Origin of the sequence: Nitratireductor pacificus pht-3B (assembly GCF_000300335.1) — a bacterium.
Taxonomy (GTDB): Bacteria; Pseudomonadota; Alphaproteobacteria; order Rhizobiales; family Rhizobiaceae; genus Nitratireductor; species Nitratireductor pacificus.
This window is the reverse complement of the sequence record NZ_AMRM01000035.1, coordinates 1-18063: the sequence shown is the minus strand read 5'-3', so window position 1 is coordinate 18063 and position 18063 is coordinate 1. Positions and strand designations below refer to the sequence as shown.

18 protein-coding genes are annotated in these 18063 nt (G+C 58.0%); all 18 read left to right on the top strand.

Going from position 1 to position 18063, the window contains the following annotated elements:
- The coding region (locus NA2_RS22230) for a hypothetical protein (RefSeq protein ID WP_210161294.1) at positions 1 to 242 on the top strand (242 nt) is incomplete at its 5' end.
- Positions 229 to 1254 (top strand): LacI family DNA-binding transcriptional regulator, encoded by a 1026-nt coding sequence (locus NA2_RS20765; RefSeq protein WP_040678899.1) that lies wholly within the window; start codon positions 229 to 231, stop codon positions 1252 to 1254. The genes NA2_RS22230 and NA2_RS20765, both read left to right, overlap by 14 nt.
- Before the next feature lie 750 nt (positions 1255 to 2004).
- Complete coding sequence (locus tag NA2_RS20760; RefSeq protein WP_051011709.1) at positions 2005 to 3117, top strand: succinylglutamate desuccinylase/aspartoacylase family protein; 1113 nt, start codon at positions 2005 to 2007, stop codon at positions 3115 to 3117.
- Positions 3118 to 3231: 114 nt separating this feature from the next.
- The gene (locus NA2_RS20755) at positions 3232 to 4797 is read left to right on the top strand and encodes an ABC transporter substrate-binding protein (RefSeq protein WP_008599231.1); all 1566 of its coding nucleotides are present in this window, start codon (positions 3232 to 3234) and stop codon (positions 4795 to 4797) included.
- Positions 4798 to 4871: 74 nt separating this feature from the next.
- A complete protein-coding gene (locus NA2_RS20750; protein ID WP_008599230.1) occupies positions 4872 to 5813 on the top strand; it encodes an ABC transporter permease in 942 nt (313 codons plus the stop codon).
- 72 nt (positions 5814 to 5885) lie between these two features.
- Positions 5886 to 6734, top strand: coding sequence for an ABC transporter permease (locus NA2_RS20745; RefSeq protein WP_040678897.1), 849 nt, complete (start codon positions 5886 to 5888; stop codon positions 6732 to 6734).
- Positions 6727 to 7722, top strand: a complete 996-nt coding sequence (locus NA2_RS20740) for an ABC transporter ATP-binding protein (protein WP_008599228.1) — start codon at positions 6727 to 6729, stop codon at positions 7720 to 7722. The genes NA2_RS20745 and NA2_RS20740 overlap by 8 nt, the downstream gene beginning before the upstream one ends.
- A complete protein-coding gene (locus NA2_RS20735) occupies positions 7719 to 8714 on the top strand; it encodes an ABC transporter ATP-binding protein (protein WP_008599227.1) in 996 nt (331 codons plus the stop codon). Before NA2_RS20740 ends, NA2_RS20735 begins: the two co-directional genes overlap by 4 nt.
- On the top strand, positions 8715 to 9884 hold the full coding sequence (locus tag NA2_RS21700; protein ID WP_081582748.1) for a C45 family autoproteolytic acyltransferase/hydrolase: 1170 nt from the start codon (positions 8715 to 8717) through the stop codon (positions 9882 to 9884).
- 121 nt (positions 9885 to 10005) lie between these two features.
- The gene (argE, locus tag NA2_RS20720) at positions 10006 to 11169 is read left to right on the top strand and encodes an acetylornithine deacetylase (protein WP_040678901.1); all 1164 of its coding nucleotides are present in this window, start codon (positions 10006 to 10008) and stop codon (positions 11167 to 11169) included.
- Positions 11166 to 12212 carry a threonine aldolase family protein gene (locus tag NA2_RS20715; RefSeq protein WP_008599223.1) on the top strand — a complete coding sequence of 349 codons (1047 nt, stop codon included), beginning with the start codon at positions 11166 to 11168 and terminating at the stop codon, positions 12210 to 12212. The genes argE and NA2_RS20715 overlap by 4 nt, the downstream gene beginning before the upstream one ends.
- Positions 12209 to 12946, top strand: coding sequence for an aspartate/glutamate racemase family protein (locus NA2_RS20710; protein ID WP_008599222.1), 738 nt, complete (start codon positions 12209 to 12211; stop codon positions 12944 to 12946). The genes NA2_RS20715 and NA2_RS20710 overlap by 4 nt, the downstream gene beginning before the upstream one ends.
- A gap of 52 nt (positions 12947 to 12998) precedes the next feature.
- The gene (locus NA2_RS20705) at positions 12999 to 13394 is read left to right on the top strand and encodes a hypothetical protein (protein ID WP_157188352.1); all 396 of its coding nucleotides are present in this window, start codon (positions 12999 to 13001) and stop codon (positions 13392 to 13394) included.
- A complete protein-coding gene (gene ltnD / locus NA2_RS20700) occupies positions 13391 to 14281 on the top strand; it encodes an L-threonate dehydrogenase (RefSeq protein ID WP_008599220.1) in 891 nt (296 codons plus the stop codon). The genes NA2_RS20705 and ltnD overlap by 4 nt, the downstream gene beginning before the upstream one ends.
- A 10-nt stretch (positions 14282 to 14291) precedes the next feature.
- Positions 14292 to 15563 carry a 3-oxo-tetronate kinase gene (gene otnK, locus NA2_RS20695; RefSeq protein WP_008599219.1) on the top strand — a complete coding sequence of 424 codons (1272 nt, stop codon included), beginning with the start codon at positions 14292 to 14294 and terminating at the stop codon, positions 15561 to 15563.
- Positions 15560 to 16210 carry a 3-oxo-tetronate 4-phosphate decarboxylase gene (gene otnC, locus NA2_RS20690; protein WP_008599218.1) on the top strand — a complete coding sequence of 217 codons (651 nt, stop codon included), beginning with the start codon at positions 15560 to 15562 and terminating at the stop codon, positions 16208 to 16210. Before otnK ends, otnC begins: the two co-directional genes overlap by 4 nt.
- Positions 16207 to 16962, top strand: a complete 756-nt coding sequence (locus NA2_RS20685) for a hydroxypyruvate isomerase family protein (RefSeq protein ID WP_008599217.1) — start codon at positions 16207 to 16209, stop codon at positions 16960 to 16962. The genes otnC and NA2_RS20685 overlap by 4 nt, the downstream gene beginning before the upstream one ends.
- Positions 16963 to 16984: 22 nt before the next feature.
- A complete protein-coding gene (locus NA2_RS20680) occupies positions 16985 to 17911 on the top strand; it encodes an NAD(P)-dependent oxidoreductase (RefSeq protein WP_008599216.1) in 927 nt (308 codons plus the stop codon).
- Positions 17912 to 18063 lie beyond the last annotated feature (152 nt).

Sequence of the window (18063 nt, the reverse complement as noted above, 5' to 3'; positions counted from 1 at the left end):
GCTTCCGCCGCATGAGATACCACCCCCGCAAGTTCCGGTTCGGGGCGATCCAAAGACGGGGTGCACGTCAATCAACCAAAGGACTCTCCGTAAAACCGGAGGGGACTTGGGGCTCAGGTCACAGAGAACTTCATTTACGAGCTCCAGGAATGCATATATTTTTCCACCTTGGCGGTTTTGCAACCCATGGGTACCTGTCTGATTTAGTTGTTATTGAAGAGATACCCTTTGGCAAAAAATAAGCAGCGTCTCTGGGCTCGCAAGAGCAAGATCACTTTACATGAAGTCGCACTCCATGCAGGGGTTAGCGAGTCCACAGTTTCGCGGACTATTCGCGATCAGGAGCTTGTGGCTGAACCGACGCGCACAAAGGTCATGGAGTCAGTTCGTGCGCTTGGCTATATGCCAAACCGTATTGCCGGGTCGTTGGCGTCGCTTGAATCGCATCTGGTCGGGGTGGTTGTCCCGTCCCTGTCGAACATAGTGTTTCCGGAAGTTTTGCATGGAATTAACAGCCGGCTAAAGTCCTCGAACTATCAGTCGGTCATCAGCATCAGTGACTACGATCTCGAGCATGAAGAGGTGCTGGTGCGTGGTCTTCTGTCCTGGAAGCCAGCTGCTATCTTGATCGCCGGATTCGACCACACGCCGGCGACGTCCCGGATGCTCGATCAGTGTGGTGTCCGGGTCGTTGAAATGATGGACATCGATTCCGTTCCCATCGACACTGCTGTTGGCATGTCGCATCGCCGTGCTGGATACGCTACAGGTCAGCACCTGATTGAGCGCGGCTATCGCCGGTTTGGGTATGTCGGGCACAACTGGACCGCGGATCGTCGCGCAAAGTTGCGCTATGACGGATGCTGCGAAGCGCTCAGTAATGCGGGGATTTCTTTTGTTGCCCACGCGATTGCCGAGGGTCCGAGTTCGGTTGCGAATGGGCGAGCGCAGACGGCGCGGTTGTGTGATGCCTCAGCAGTGGACGTTGTTGTGTATTCCAACGACGACATGGCTGTGGGTGGAGTGTTTCACTGTCTGAGCACCGGTATTTCCATACCGGATCAGCTGGCGATTTTCGGGTTTAACGGACTCGATATCGGTCGGGAGTTGCCAAGACCGTTGTCCACTGTGCGGTCAAACCGTTTTCTGATCGGAGAAAAAGCCATCGACGCGATCCTGGGCAGGCCAGATCGTCCGATTACGCCAAATATCATCGATACAGGCTTTGAGGTTTTTGTCGGGGCCACCGCGTAAGTTTCTGGTACGAGGGCGTCCTTGCTGTGCCGGAATGCGAACCGTCTGACTGACGCAAATTTCGGACCGGGGCGGAGGTGCCTGGCGAGCCTCGGGTCGACGCGGGGCGTTGTGATTCCGCCTGGCGTCATTCGGCGTTCGCAGATCCATCCATAGCCTTTGAAGTGAGCTGTGCTGAATGGCTGGAGTCTGCTCGCGGGCGACTCTCCGCCCCACCGGGAGAGCTCCGGTGACGACATGTTCCTTCCGAAAAGAGCTTGACAGAGCGTTTCATTCAAGCAAAATGACAGCGCTGTCATTGACGATTCCAGACCGAGGATGCGATCCTCGGCAGCGTTGGAGGCGAGTTGTCCTTGATCGGCGTTTCTCCACTTGGATGCTGTTTGGACGCAGCGCTGAGAATGAGGGTTTGGTTGAATTTTCGCAGGAGCGCGAACGCTCCATGCGGGAGGAGTAAGTCTGCAGACCGATATGGCTTTCGGGGCAGGCTCAGGAGGTGACATTTGTCGACGGGCAGCAATTCGGTGAAAGCACTCAGATCCGTAAGGCCGAGGGTGGTGTAGTTTCCAACTGCGGGCGCGGCCTTTCATGGGGCGGTGCTTGGTGATCTGGGCTTATCTCAAGCCGCAATCCCCCAAACTACCTGACAATCCAATGTTATAGGGTTCTTCCGCGGCCGAGCTGCTCGTGGTGGCCCGGAAAGCAGGCGCGCTGATGCCCCGAAACACTGAAGTTATTGCGCTCCCAACGATGACGCCGGGAACCGGGCGGAACCTTACGGTTCATCGTTTCGGCAGGCAGGGCGCGCGACCGAAGGTCTACATTCATGCGGCGCTGCACGCAGACGAGTTGCCCGCAACGATGGTCGTCCATCATCTGATGCCGATGCTCGAGACCGCCGAGGCTGAGGGTCGGATTAAGGGGGAGATCATTGTCGTCCCCGTGGCAAATCCGATCGGGCTGAACCAGAATCTGGGCTCATACTTCAGCGGCCGTTTCGATCTCTCAACGCGCGAGAACTACAATCGCAACTTTCCGGCGGACTGGAATGTGGTCGCCGATGCAGTGAGAGACCGGCTCACCCATGACGCGGAGGCGAACGTCTCCCTGATCCGTGATGCGGCATATGCGTATGTCGCCGAGCAAAAGCCTGCCTCTGAACTCGATGCGCTGCGCTGGAAGCTTCTGGAGTTGTCCGTTGACGCTGACTATGTCCTGGATTTGCACTGCGCCGCCACGGCGCTCGTCTACCTCATGATCTACAAGGATTGTCTTGATATTGGGGGGTGTGAGCTGTCGGCGGATATCGGAAGTCGAGCCAGTTTCCTGATCGACTGGTACCCTGACAAGCGGACGTTCATGACCACAACGGCAAGCTTGTGGAGCCGCGTCCGCGAGGCCGTGCCTGAGCTTCCAGTTCCTCAGGGGCTCATGTCATGCGTGGTCGAGTATCGCGGGCGCCTCGACGTATCAGATGCTCTTGGCCGTCCGGATGCAGAGAACCTGTTGCGGTTTCTGATGCGCAGGGGAGTGGTGGAGGGGCGTTTTGATCCACCTCCCCAGGCGCTGTGCGCACCGGTACCGGTATCACATATGGTTCTTGTCACAGCACCGGCCGGAGGTGTTGTCGTTTACAACAAGATGCTGGGTGAACCAATCAAGGCAGGCGATGTCGTCTGCGAAATCATCAACCCGCTTGACCCGGATACGGCTCGCGCCCGGACCCCTGTACATGCTCCGGTCGACGGTATCGTTTTCGACACACGGAACGATCATCTGGCGCGACCAGGCTCGGTCGTCTACCGCATGTGCAGCGATCAACCTCAGGATAGACGCGTCGATCAGGCACCCCAGGATGACTGAACGCTGTCCAGCGCCAAGCTTTTCGGACCGCAATCCGTAGCCGGTGGTCCAAACGGTTCGGCGTCCGTCACACCCAGGTGGCAAAGTAAAAACATCAGAGGAGGAAACGTAACGATGAATGCCAAACTTCGAAACCTGTTGTTGATTGCGACGGGAGCAGCTTTGTTCCCGGCGGCGGCTTCCGCCGCCGCATTCTCCTGCCCAACCACGTCTGACGAATTCACGTTTGCGCAGAATGCGCAGATTCCTGGTCTCGATCCTCATTTTTCCTCTGCGATTTCGACGCGCAATATCGCAATGAACATCTTCGAGATGCTCATTACACGGGACGAGAATAGCGCAATTATCCCCCAACTCGCCGAGTCGTTTGATGAAGGCGATGATGGTATGTCCTACACGTTCAAGATCCGGAGTGGCATCACTTTCCATAGTGGGCAGACCATGACATCCGCAGATGTTCTTGGTTCGCTTGAGCGGTATCGGCGCGTTGGCACCTCGTCATCGGTGTTCAAAAACGTTGCCGGCATCGAAGCTCCCGACGCCAGCACCATTGTTATCACGATGTCCAAGAGGCAGCCCACCTTCCTTGAGGATTTCTCCAGCTTCCATATTCCGATTGCAATCATGCCGGCATCAGAGGCAGAGAAGCCGGCCAATAAGATCGACCTTATCGGAACCGGCCCCTATTCCTTCGGTGAATGGGTGCCGGATTCACACGTCACCCTCAAGAAGTTCGATGGCTATGTTCCCGACAGCCGGTTTGAAGGAACGACTGGTTTCGGCGGCTACAAGCAAGCCTGCTTTGACACCATCACCGTCCGGATTGTGAGAGAACCCAGCGCTCGTGCGGCCGGCATTGAGAGCGGAGATTATGATGGTGTCGAACAGGTTTCGACGAAAGCCGCTGCGCGCCTGAAAGACGTCGAAGGCGTGATTGTGATGAAGCAGGAGAATTTCTCCATTCCCATCATGATTCCGAACACCCAGAAAGCTCCTACCGACAATCTGATGGTCCGCATGGCGATGCAAGCCGCGCTGAACATGGAAGACATCATGGAGACGGCGACCGACGGTGCCTACAGTCTGCAACCTGGCTTTCAGTATCCCGGCAACCCCTCCTACACGGATGCCGCCAAGGAGCTGTATAATATAGCAGATCCGGAGCTGGCCAAGAAATACCTCAAAGAGGCCGGTTATGACGGTGAAGAGGTCATAATCATGACCAACACCGACTATTCCTACATGTATAATGCGGCGTTGATGGTGAACGAGCAGCTTAAGGATATCGGAATGAACACGAAATTGTTCGTTACCGATTGGCCGACAACTCGCGAGATTCGCGCAAATAAACCAGATGATTGGAATTTTTACTTCACCGGATGGGGGACGGGCCCCTCCATCGGGCCGCGCGACGCGATCAAGGATTTGCTGCCGCCGATCAACAGTCAAAACCTGTCCGAAGAAGATGTGGAGATGACGAAGTTGTGGAACGCCATGCATGAGGAGCCGACGGCAGAGGGTCGTCTGGATGCTTTCTCGGATATGACCCAACATCTGTACGAACAGGTCTATCAGTTCAAGTTCGGCGACATGCACAATTTTCAGGCGATTCGTTCGAACGTGAAGGGCTTCGTTCCCTACCGTATCCCGCGCTTCTCAAACATCTGGCGTGAAGGCTGAACCCGGTGCAATCGGGCGGCGGGCGCATGAGTTGCGCCTGCCGCATTTGCCGACCCGTACAATAGGGCTCATAAATGATTGCTTTTATCCTGCGGCGGTTATTCGCGGTAATCCCGGTTCTACTGCTCGTCACATTGGCATCGTTCCTGCTTATGCGGCTTATCCCCGGCGATCCGGCAATGTTGATTGCCGACATTTCGGCCAGTGACGCGGAAATTGAAAAGATCCGCGAACAGCTCGGTCTGAACGAACCTTTCCTGACGCAACTCCTACACTGGTACGGCAATCTGCTGAGGGGAGACCTCGGTGAATCTTACCTGTTGGGGCGCAGTGTCACGCAGGCAATATGGGAGCGGTTGCCGACGACGCTGTCGCTGACGCTGCTATCCTTCGTTCTCAGCACCACCATCGCGGTAACCCTCGGGGTGATCGCGGCAGTCAAAGCCAATACCTGGCTTGATCAATTTGTGATGAGCTTTGCGCTGATCGGCGTCGCCCTGCCGAATTTCTGGATGGGCCTGATGCTGATCATCCTATTTTCGGTGCATCTTGGTTGGTTGCCGAGTGGCGGGTACGTTCCTCTCAGCGAGGATTTCTGGGGCTGGCTCAGAACCTGTACGCTGCCTGCCATCTCGCTTGCTCTCCTGCAAATCGGCCTGCTGTCGCGCATAACCCGGGCCACGATGCTCGAGGTTTTGCAGCAGGATTACATCCGAACGGCGAGGGCCAAGGGGCTATCGAAGTCCAAGGTGGTCGGCAAACATGCGCTCAAAAACGTGCTGGTGCCAGTCATCACGATCCTCGGCATCTCCTTCAGCCTATTGATCAGCGGGTCTCTCGTAATCGAAACCGTATTCTCCTTGCCTGGTGTAGGGAAATTGCTTGGATCAGCGATTTTAAGGCGCGATTATCCAGTCATTCAAGGCGGACTCATCTTTGTTGCCGTCTCGATGATCTTTATCAATCTTTTGGTTGACATCCTGTATGCATGGGTCGACCCGCGAGTGCGGTATTAGAAGATGGAACGTCACCCTTTCTCTACGCCTATCGGTTGGCGTGGCCTATTCAGAATTATCTCAGAGCGCTTTTTGAAGCTACGGAACTCACGAGTTGCTCGGCGCGCTTTAAGAAATAGCCTGCTTCTAACCGGTATTGGGTTGTTTACATTCGTCGTCCTGCTTGGAATATTCGCTGATTTCCTTGCGATTACTCCCTACGATGAAGTGCAGATGCGTCACCGCTTCGAGCCGCCAAGTGCTGCTTTTCCCTTCGGTACCGACAATTTCGGCCGTGATATATTCAGCCGTGTCGTCTATGGCGCGCGTATCAGCCTGCAAATTGGGCTGTCCGTAGTGGTGCTCTCCGGCATTTCGGGAGTGATTTTCGGCACTCTAGCCGGGTATTTTCCTCGCTTGGACAACGTGATCATGCGTGTGATGGACGCGCTCCTGGCTTTCCCGGAAATTATCCTGGCCATCGCAATCGCCGCCACGCTTGGACCGTCGACAGCCAATGCGATCATTGCGCTGGCAGTGGTTTATACGCCCCGAACTGCCAGGGTTGTGCGTGCATCGGTTCTGGTAATTCGCCAGATGGACTATGTCACCGCTGCGATATGCGCCGGCGCGACTGACATGAGGATTCTGCGCCGTCATGTATTTCCAAACACCATGGCCCCCTTGGTCGTCCAACTGACGTTCATCTTTGCCTACGCCGTCATTGCCGAAGCAGTACTGAGCTTCTTGGGTATAGGCGCTGTTCCGCCAACACCGACTTGGGGGAATATCATTGCCGAAGGACGAAACTACATTCGCGAAGCAACGTGGATTAGTCTCTTCCCAGGCTTGGCAATCGGCATCACCGTTTTAGGGCTGAATCTGCTGGGCGATGGCCTGCGTGATGTGCTCGATCCCCGTATGAAGGTGCGTCATGGCTAGTCCCGTCATACCTCTCCTTGAGGTGCGTGATCTTTCCGTTCATTTCCGGACTGAAGGACAGAAGGTAACTGCGGTCGATCGCATCAGCTTCGATCTGGCCGAGGGCGAGGTTCTCGGCATCGTCGGTGAATCTGGAAGTGGCAAGAGCACCGTCGCCCTGGCGCTGATGCAATTGATCGCCACACCACCCGGCTCCATCGATGCGGAGCGACTGAGTTTCAAGGGCAAAGACCTCATGAGCATGTCAGACCGCGAGATGCGGGCTGTGCGGGGCAATGAGATCTCTATGATCTTTCAGGAGCCGATGAGCTCACTGAACCCTGTGTTCACGATCGGCAATCAGCTTGTCGAGACGATCTGCGAGCATGAACCTCTGACCAAGCGTCAGGCGTTTGCCAAAGCAGTCGATCTCCTGAGACTCGTCGGTATTCCGGATCCTGAAGCGCGTGTCACGGACTATCCGCACCATCTGTCCGGAGGCATGCGGCAGAGGGTGATGATAGCGATGGCTCTCGCCTGTGCACCCAAGCTTTTGCTGGCTGATGAACCCACGACCGCGCTTGATGTAACCATTCAGGCGCAGGTTCTGGAACTGCTACAGCATTTGCAGGGCGAACTCGACATGGCGGTGGTGCTGATCACTCATGATTTGGGGGTCGTCGCAGAGTACACGCACCGGGTCGTCGTGATGTATGCCGGTAGGATCGTGGAAGAAGCACCGGTTGCAGATCTGTTCGCGGCGCCACAGCACCCTTACACCGAGCTTCTTTTGAAAAGCATGCCGCCACTGGATGAAGATCTGCATAGGCTGCTCGCTATCCCGGGTTCCGTGCCTTCTCCTACTGAAATGCCCACCGGGTGCCGTTTTGCCCCTCGTTGCCCGTATGCCCAGAACATTTGCCGTGAAACTGAGCCCGCGATGATCCGCGAGAGCCCGGCGCGTGCCGCCGCCTGCTGGCGGCTGGTTGACTACAAGGTGCCCGCATGACCTCTGAAACCAACACCCCGCTGCTTGAGATTTCCGATCTGGTCAAGCATTTCACGGTGCGCCGCAGGGGCGGTCTGTGGACGTCAACCGCGACGGTGAAGGCCGTTGATGGTGTGAGCCTCAATATCGACAATGGCGAAACCCTGGGCCTTGTCGGCGAGAGCGGATGCGGCAAATCAACCGTCGGTAAATTGATCATGCGCTTGTCCAGTCTGACGGGTGGGCGGATTGTTTTCGACGGGCGCGATGTCTCGCACCTCGGACGCAGCGAAATGCGTCCCATCCGGCGGGAAATGCAGATGATCTTCCAGGATCCTGTCTCGGCGCTGAACCCACGCATGTCTGTCGAGGAAATCGTGGGCGAACCCTTGGCGATACACGACTCTCGCAATCACAGGGAACATGGGGCCAAGATCAGGAAGCTCCTGTCGACCGTCGGCCTCGCGAACTCTCACGCGCACCGATTTCCGCATGAATTCTCGGGTGGGCAACGCCAACGCATCGGCATCGCACGTGCTCTGGCAACCCAGCCCAAGTTGATCGTCTGTGATGAAGCTGTTTCGGCACTCGATGTATCGATCCAAGCCCAGATCATCAACCTCTTGCAGGACCTCCAGGAAGAGTTCAGGCTGACCTATCTCTTCATTTCCCACGATCTCAGCGTCGTTCGTCATATCTCTGATCGTATTGCCGTTATGTACCTTGGCCGCATCGTCGAGATCGCAGAGAAGAAGACGTTGTTCGCCAAGCCCCTGCACCCCTACACGCAGGCGCTGTTGTCGTCAGTCCCCATTCCCCGGCCCGGTGCCCGCAAGGAGCGCATCGTTCTGGCTGGTGATGTGCCAAGCCCGATCAATCCTCCCAGCGGCTGTTCTTTCCGCACACGCTGCGTAAAGGCGATGGATGTGTGCGCAAAGATCGCACCGCGGCTTCAGCATACGCCGACCGGCGATCTCGTTTCGTGTCATGCGGTAGAACTATCGAAGCAATAAATGCCCGATTTCATTGCTGAAGCAAGCTTCAGCCTCAATACATCAAAGGTAGTTCATCAGATGGAAATTTCTTCTAGCCGAAGTGTGGCTTTGATCGATATCGAGGGACCACCAGTTGCGCGCGGCGAGCAGTTTGGACGGGCCTGCCGTGACCAGATCAAGGCTTACCCGGAGATATTGCGTCGTACCATCGCGCACGAATCGCGTCTTCGAAATCCCGAAGCCCGGGCGCCAAGCCCGTCTGTTGAAGACCTTGTGGATCGCGCGCTGCGGTTCCTGCCCAAGCTGGAAGGCTATGCTCCGGAACAGATGGAGGAAATCCGGGGCATAGCGACTGGCGCAGGAGTGCCGTTCGGTCATGCACTGCTGATCAATGTCCGCAGCGAAGTCGGCATTTTCGATGGCTTGCCGGCCGATGGCGAAGGTTGCACCTCTTTCGCAGTGGATCGAAGCGCGACGCATGACGGCACCATGCTGATTGGTCAGAACCAGGATCAGGCCGGGGTCATGGAAGACCTCGTCGTCGTCCTGCGGGTCACGCCGGAACATGGGCCACGGATGCTGATGGCGACGTTCGGTGGGCTTATGGGTTACCCTGGGATCAATGATGCCGGTGTTGGCTTCATGCAGAATTCGCTGACGAACTCTGTCTGGCGTTTTGGATTGCCTCACTACCCCATGAAGCGCCGCCTCCTGGAGCAGCGCAGCATCGAAGATTGTCTTGCCGTCATGAAGGCTTCGCCGGTCGGATCATGTGGCAACTACGTCCTTGTCGATAGAAACCGGGCTGTCGATGTGGAATTGACTCCCGATTCCATGGCGGTCCTCGCGAGCAAAGAGGGCGTCGTAGCCCACGCAAATCACTTTACCGATCCCGAACTCAAGAAAGACGACCGACGTCCGAGCGAATGGGTGGACACGTTGCTGCGTCACAGCGGCCTCGAAACCATGATGCAGGAGAGGCGCGGCATGTTGAGTGCCGGCACAATGAAGGAACTCCTGTCTGATCACGATGGTCATCCCGGCAGCATTTGCCGTCATCACCAGCCGGGCCAGCTCGCTCCGGTCAAGACGATCTATTCGGTGATCTGCGAACCGGATGCGGGGCGAATGCACCTGCGCCTGGGGAATCCCTGTCAGGGACCGTACCAGGTTTTCGAATTTGACTGACTGGCTTGCTGCGCGAGCAGCCGGCGATCGTGAAAAGAGACAGGTAGAGCGCATCTGCGGTCGACTTGGCGCGTCGTATTTTCGTTTGCCCCAGGGCAACGTCGCATAAAGGAGAATGCTGATGTCAGCACCCAATTCGTCGGTAGCACTCGAGATACTGGAACGTCTCGTGGCCTATGAGACTGTCTCAGATAGATCCAATCTGGATTGCGTTGCCTATATTGAGGACTATCTTCGATCTCACGGCGTTGAAGCGAAGAAAATCTTCAACGAAGACAGGACGAAGGCCAACATTCTAGCGAGCATCGGGCCGGCGTCCCGGCCTGGTGTGGTTCTGTCCGGCCATACGGATGTCGTTCCGGCCGACCATCAAGTCTGGACTTCAAGCCCCTGGGCGTTGCGCCGTCAGGATGGGCGGCTTTATGGCCGCGGCACCGTCGACATGAAGGGGTTTGTCGCCACCGTGCTGGCCACGGTGCCGGAGATGGTCAACGCCGAGCTGACGGCTCCGATCCATATCGCCCTCTCCTATGATGAAGAGCTTGGGCAAAGGGGCGTTCCTTCACTGATCAAGGCTCTTTGCGAACAGGTCGCGCCTCCGAAGGCGGTGATCGTCGGAGAGGCGACGGCCATGAAGCCCGTGTTCGGGCACAAAGGCAATTTGTCGTTTTTCACGAATGTCAAAGGTCGCAGCTATCACTCCAGCCGCATGGACATTGGTGTGAGTGCTGTACACGTGGCCTGCCGACTGGTCTCGTGGCTGGACGAACGCATGAAGGCCAATCGCGACGCCCAGACCGAAAACGGTTTCACTCCCGGATACACGACGTTGCACTGCGGGAAAATCAGCGGCGGGCACGCATCGAACATCATCGCCGACGAATGCTCTTTCGTCACTGAAATCCGCTCGATCCCCCAGGAAGATCCCAAAGCCTATGAAGCAGAATATAGCGCTTTCATCGAGCGTGAAATTCTTCCCGAGATCCAGGCTATCGCCCCAGATAGCGGCGTGACACTGGTGCGTCGCGCCATGGTGCCAGGGCTGCGTCCGGATCCGGGCGGTGCCGCCGAACTGCTGGTGCGGGATATTACCGGTTATTCGGGGCCGCCCCTATGTGTGACCTATGGCACGGAAGGTGGACAGTTTCAGCAGGCAGGATGGTCGTCCATCGTCTGCGGTCCGGGCGACATCGCTCAGGCGCATCAAGCCGATGAGTATCTCGAAGAGAGCGAGTTCGAGCGCTGCCTCGAATTCATGCAAACGCTGGTGGGACGTCACAAATGACCTCCGTAAATCTGAGAAGCGACAATGTTGCGGGTGTGGCGCCCGAAGTCATGGATGCCATCATCGCGGCGAACCACGGATCGAGCCCGTCTTACGGATCGGATCCGCTAACCGACGGTCTCAACGCAAAATTCGGCGCGTTGTTCGGACGTGCCTGTTTCGTGCAACCCGTGTTCACGGGCACCGCCACGAACGCGCTGTCACTGTCCTTGTTGGCGCCGGGCTGGGGGGCGATCCTGTGCAGTGAAACCGCACATATCCATGACAGTGAGTGCGGTGCAGTTGAACTACAGACGGGTGGCGCAAAGCTGGTGCCGTTGCGGCAGAGCGATGGGCTGATCAAGGCGGAGGTTCTAGAAGAAGCCTTGACCCAGACCCGCTGGGGCAACACTTCGGTCGCGCCGCCAAAGGTTCTGAGCGTCGCCCAGGCGACAGAGCTAGGCACTGTCTACCAGCCCGGGCAACTGGCCGGGCTCGCCGATCTCGCGCACCGTTTTGGGCTGAAGTTCCATATGGATGGAGCTCGCTTTGCGAATGCGGTGGCACATTTGGGATGCTCACCGGCCGAAATCACCTGCGATGTCGGCATCGATGTGCTTTCTTTCGGCGGTACGAAGAACGGCTGTCTGTGTGCGGAAGCCGTCGTTTGCTTCGATGAAGCCCTGTCCGAAGAAGTGCGGTATCGCGCGCGGAAAATGGGGCAAGTGGCGTCAAAGATGCGCTTCGTGTCGGCGCAGTTGCATGCACTTCTTGAAGACAATCGTTGGCTCAAATTCGCCGGGCACGCCAATGCGATGGCGACGCGTCTTTCGACGGGATTATCGCAATTGCAGAACGTCGAGCTGCTGCACCCGGTTGATGCGAATGAAGTGTTCGTCTCGATACCCGAGGCTATGCGCAGTGCTCTGACCTCCGAGGGGTTTGGTTTCTACGACCGCGGTGGAGGGCATGTGCGGATGGTCACGGCCTTCAACACCCGCGCAGAGGATGTCGATGCGTTTATCGCATCGGCAGCGCGGGCACAGGAAAGGGGTGATCAATGAGCACTCCTGTCGAGAAGCGGTCCCTGGGATTGATCCACACGGTTAGTGGCCTCGTGCCTGTCTTCGCCGATCTGGTGCGAACCTACCTACCTGATTGGCAGACCTTCAATATCGTCGATGAAACGCTTCTGAAGAACACGATCCGCGCCGGTAAGCTCGAAACCCCGACCATGCGCCGGCTTGCGGGACATGTCTGGACGGCGGAAGATGCCGGCGCGGATGCGGTACTCGTGACGTGTTCTTCCATCGGCCCGGCGGTGGATGCGACGCGCCCGATGTGCCCGATACCCCTTGTTCGCGTCGATGCCGGGATGGTGGAGGAGGCCCTTGATGCAGGGCGCCGAATTGGTGTCCTGGCTACGCTGTCAACGACACTGGTCCCGACCGTCGATTTGGTGGCCACGCGCGCCTCTCAGCGCGGGACTGATGTGAGGATCGAAAGTCATCTTTGCGAAGGCGCTTTTGAAGCGCTTTCTGCGGGCGACCGTGATGATCATAACGCACGTATCCGCGAGGGGCTGAGCGTATTGGCGGGGTCGGTCGACGTGATCATACTGGCACAGGCCTCCATGGCGAACGCGCTGGATGATGCGACGCGGGCAAGCATGGGCTTACCCGTCCTTGCCAGTCCCGAACTCGGTGTGCGCCATCTCGCCAAAGTCTTCGAGACCTCGCTTCGGGCACCTCCTTCCAACTCTACATTCGAGCCGGGTTTGACGGTCGAGAAGGCGTGATGGCTCGGCCGCGGATCGAGCGGTCCGCCGACGCGCAGACACTCGATCCAGCGTGAATGAACCCGACGGGATGATGCATATGTGCAAAGATCGGATAGCTGCCACTCCGGCTGAAGGGATCGATCCGCAGTCGATCGAGGCCAGCGTTGGTGCGGAGCAAATCTTCTCATCGATCTTAGAGCCGCTTCATGACCTGGCCCGGCGGCGGCCGGTAGGGGGTCTGCAGACCCAATCACAATCTTCTCGCTGTCGGCACATGCTCGATCATGTCGGTGAAGCCGATGCCGACACCGACGTGATGCCTGGTGTGGAGAGCATTTGTGACCGAGCGATGATGACGGCGGATGTCTGCGGGACCGCCCCAAGCTGCAAGGCGACAGATGCGGTGATTGATACCCGTCTTAGCGCGAACCTCCGAACAGCGTGTGCTGAAAGGAACCTGAAATGAAGATTGGTTGTGTTGGACTTGGCTCGATGGGGTTTGGCATGGCCAGATCGCTTGTGCGTTCAGGACATGACGTTTACGGCGCAGACCTCAACGTCGGCTCCGTCGACCGCCTGCGCGCCGAGGGGGGCGCGTGCGAAGACCTCGCTGAGGCTGCACCATCACTCGATGCCCTGTTGATCGTTGTGCTCAACGCTGCCCAGACGGAATCTGTTCTCTTTGGAGACAATGGTCTGGCGCGTCGGATCCGCAAGGGCGCCGTCATTATCTCCAGCGTGACCGCCGCACCTGGATTTGCGCGGGAAATGGGTGCGCGCTGCGCTGAACTCGGATTGTTCTACCTCGATGCTCCGATTTCCGGCGGTGCGGCCAAGGCTGCGGCTGGTACGCTCTCCATCATGGCCTCCGGTAGTCCCGAGGCTTTCGCGGCCGCCCGTCCCGTTCTTGATGCGACCGCAGAAACCGTATTCGAGTTGGGGAACGAGCCTGGAGCCGGGTCGGCGATGAAGGCCGTAAATCAGATGCTCGCGGGTATCCATATCGCTGCCATGGCAGAGGCTCTGACCTTTGGGATGACGCAGGGCATCGACCCTGAAACGTTTATCGAGGTGATCCCCAACTGCGCCGGAACGAGCTGGATGCTCGAGAATCGCGCACCGCACGTTGTGGCGGGCGACTACACGCCCCATTCCGCCATCGACATCTGGCCCAAGGATCTCGGAATCGTGCTCGACGCCGCCCGTGACGCCAAGTTCAGCGCGCCGGTCACGTCCGCGGTGCTGCAACAATTCCTTGCGGCCTCGGGCTCCGGCCTGGGGCGCGAAGACGACGCGGCGGTGGCCAAGATCTATGCGCGCAACGCGAACCTTGACCTGCCGCACCGGGGTTAAGAGATAGACGATGAGTACGTTTTTCGGCGCTGTCGCCGACGACTTTACCGGAGCCACAGACCTGGGTGCGCTTCTGGCCCGTTCCGGTGTTCCGGTTTCGCTGCGTGTTGGCGTCCCCAACGGGGAACCGGAGGACGATACCGCACCGCTGGAGGTCATCGCCCTCAAATGCCGCACGGCCGGTGTGGATGAGGCTGTCGCCGAAAGCCGAGCAGCACTGGCGTGGCTGCGCAAGGCGGGCGCGCAACGTTTTTTCTGGAAGTACTGCTCGACCTTCGATTCCACTGCCAGTGGAAACATCGGTCCTGTCGCCGAGGCACTCATGGAAGACCTCAGTGTGCGGCAGACGATTTACTGCCCGGCTTTTCCAGAAAACGGTCGTGCGGTCTTCATGGGGAATCTGTTCGTTGGTGACCAGCCCCTGGCCGAAAGCCCGATGCGGGATCACCCACTCACGCCGATGCGTGATTCCAATCTGATGCGGCTGCTCGCACCACAGGTCACCCTCCCGGTCGGGCACGCCAACAGGCTGGTGATCGCGAAGGGTTCGGTTGCGCTCAAGACACATCTCGACACACTGTCGCTTGAAGGTGTGGCCCATGTCGTCGTCGATGCAGTCGGGAACGATGACCTCCACACGATCGCAGAAGCCTGTCGCGACATGACATTTCTCACGGGCGGAAGTGCCCTAGCGATGAACCTGCCTGATCTCTGGGCTGATTTCGTGACCGCACGCGCGGACGGGAACGCAGCCGTTTCACAAGTCGAAGAAGGTCCGGCAATCGTGCTGTCGGGCAGTTGTTCGATGATGACCAATCGACAGGTCGCAGACTACAAGGCCAAAGGTCACCAGTCATTCTTGCTTGACCCTGTCACTTTGGCCGAAAACGGGTCGGAGGCGGTGATTGCCTGGCTGAACAGCCAGCAGACAACCGCGAGCCCCATCATCTACGCGACTGCGGAACCCGATGCCGTTCGCGCTGCGCAAGACAGGCTCGGCGCAGAGCATGCGGGCAGAGTCGTCGAAGATGCGCTTGCTGCCTGTGCGGTCGTCGCACGGGACCGCGGTGTCCGCCGGTTTGTCGTGGCCGGTGGCGAGACGTCGGGCGCCGTCACCAAGGCCCTTGAAATTGACCGGCTGAGAATCGGCAACGAAATCGCGCCGGGCGTGCCGTGGTGCTATGCGACGAGCGGCGGTCACACGGTCGCGATCACGCTCAAATCCGGCAATTTCGGCAATGCAACCTTCTTCACTGATGCACTGGAGCGGCTGGATCGATGACCGAAGAAAATCGTCTGCGTGAAAAAGTCTGCCTGCTGGCCAAGTCTATGTTCGATCGGGGACTGACTGGCGGATCGACCGGCAACATGTCGCTGCGGCTGCCCGATGGGGGACTTCTCATGACTCCAACCGGTGCCAGCCTAGGTCGTCTTGATCCCGCCAGGCTCGCCCGCTTCGACGCACACGGCAAGCATATTGGTGGCGACAAACCCACAAAGGAGCACCCGCTGCACACGGCGTTCTACGACACCCGGAGCACGGCCGGCGCGGTGATCCATCTGCACTCATGCTATTCGGTCGCGCTCTCGACCATGTCGGGGCTTGATCCTGATAACTTCCTGCCCCCGATAACCCCTTACGCGATCATGCAATTGGGCAAGGTTCGGCTCTTGCCCTTCTTCCGACCGGGCGATCCAGCCATGGGCGAGGCAGTGCGCGGACTTGCCGGAAAACGCAGCGCCGTCATGCTGGCCAATCACGGCCCGGTCGTGGCCGCGAAGGATGTCGAGGCCGCCGGCAATGCGATCGAAGAACTGGAAGCAACGGCGCGCCTAACCCTTCTGACGCGGGGCATGAACCCGCGGCTGCTGACGGAGGCGCAAATCCGCGATGTCGTGACCACCTTCAATGTGGAGTGGGATACATGAAGTTTTCCGCCAATCTCGGCTTTCTCTGGGCCGATCGCCCGTTGCCTGACGCCATACGTGCCGCCAAGGCCGTAGGTTTCGACGCGGTTGAGTGTCACTGGCCCTACGATGTCCCTGCCGAGGAGACGCGATCGGTGCTCGACGAGACCGGGCTTGCGATGCTCGGTCTCAACACAAGGCGGGGTGATGTTGAAGCGGGTGACAATGGTCTGAGTGCCTTGTGTCACCGCCGGGAGGAAGCGCGCGCAGCCATTGACGAGGCCCTGGCGTATGCCAGGGTTACAGGTTCCAGCGCGGTTCACGTCATGGCTGGCAAAAGCCGCGGAACCGCCTCCAAGTCGACCTTCGTGGACAACCTTGCCTATGCATGCGAGCAAGCCAAGGAGATCACGATCCTGATCGAACCGCTCAACCCGCACAATGCCCCGGATTATTATCTGAACTCGACGGGGCTCGCTGCCGAGATTATCGCCGAGGTGAATGCGCCGAACCTGAAAATGATGTTCGATTGCTATCACGTGCAGATCATCGAGGGCGACGTCACACGTCGCTTGGAAACCCTCCTGCCGATAATCGGTCATATCCAGATCGCCTCGGTCCCCGATCGCGGCGTACCCGATCATGGTGAGCTTGATTACAGCTATGTCCTCAAGCGCATACATGAACTGGGCTGGGATCGACCCATCGGCGTCGAGTACCTGCCTGACGAAGGCGAACAGCCAGACATGCTGTGGATTGCCCGCCACCGCTGATACCTAGATAAGGAGCATCTTGATGTTTGAGAAACCGGTTATCGGATTTGTCGGCCTCGGTCTCATGGGGCATGGCATAGCCAAGAACATTCGCAACGGTGGCTACGATCTGCTGGTCAAGGGAAACCGCAATCGCACCCCGATCGACAGTCTGTTGAATCTCGGTGCGCAGGAGATCCAAAGCCCTCGCGAGATGGCCGGAAAATGCGACATCATCCACCTATGCTTGTCCACGTCGACCCAGATCGAGGCAACCATGCATGGCGAAAACGGCGTTCTTTCCGGTGCTCGCCCTGGTCTCGTCGTCGTTGATACCTCGACCGCTGATCCCTTCTCGACGGAGGCGCTTGCCGCGCGATTGGCCGAAAAGGGCGGCCATATGGTTGACGCACCTCTCGGCGGTACACCGGTTCAGGCCGAGGCAGGTGAACTGAGCGCCATGGTCGGGGGCGAGAAAGAAGTTATTGCCCGCATTCGTCCGGTGCTCGACTGCTGGGCCGCTTCGATCAATCACATCGGCCCAGTGGGAGCAGGCCACAAAATGAAGCTGCTGATGAATTTTGTTGGGTTGTCTTACGGCGCGCTCTTCTCGGAACTCGTCGTTCTGGGCGCCAAGGTTGGAATCTCACCGCAAAAAGTCCACGAAGTCCTGTCCCCCAGCCGTATGGGCAGCGGATTCTTCGAAACCTTCATGGGTTATGTTGTCGAACGCGATCGCGAATCGCACAAGTTCTCGATCGAGAACGCGGCAAAGGATATGCGATACCTCAACGATCTGGCTGCTGAAGCAGGTATAGTCAACATAATGGGCGCGGCCGCAAAGCATTATTATACGCACGCGATTGCTACTGATCATGGTGAGGATTATGTGCCGATGCTCTCGGATATTGTGGGCGAGATGAATGGCATAGACATGGACAGGATCGTGCGCGAGGCCAACGAGGCGTGACCTTGGCTAATCACATGGTTGTTTGATGGCTGATGCCTACGGTTTCTCTGAGGTAGTCCCGGTTTCCGAGACAGGTTGACCTGCTCCCCTGAGATGTTCCCGATTTTGGTTTAGCCTGTTCCTCAAGTGACGTGCACCCCGTCTTTGGATCG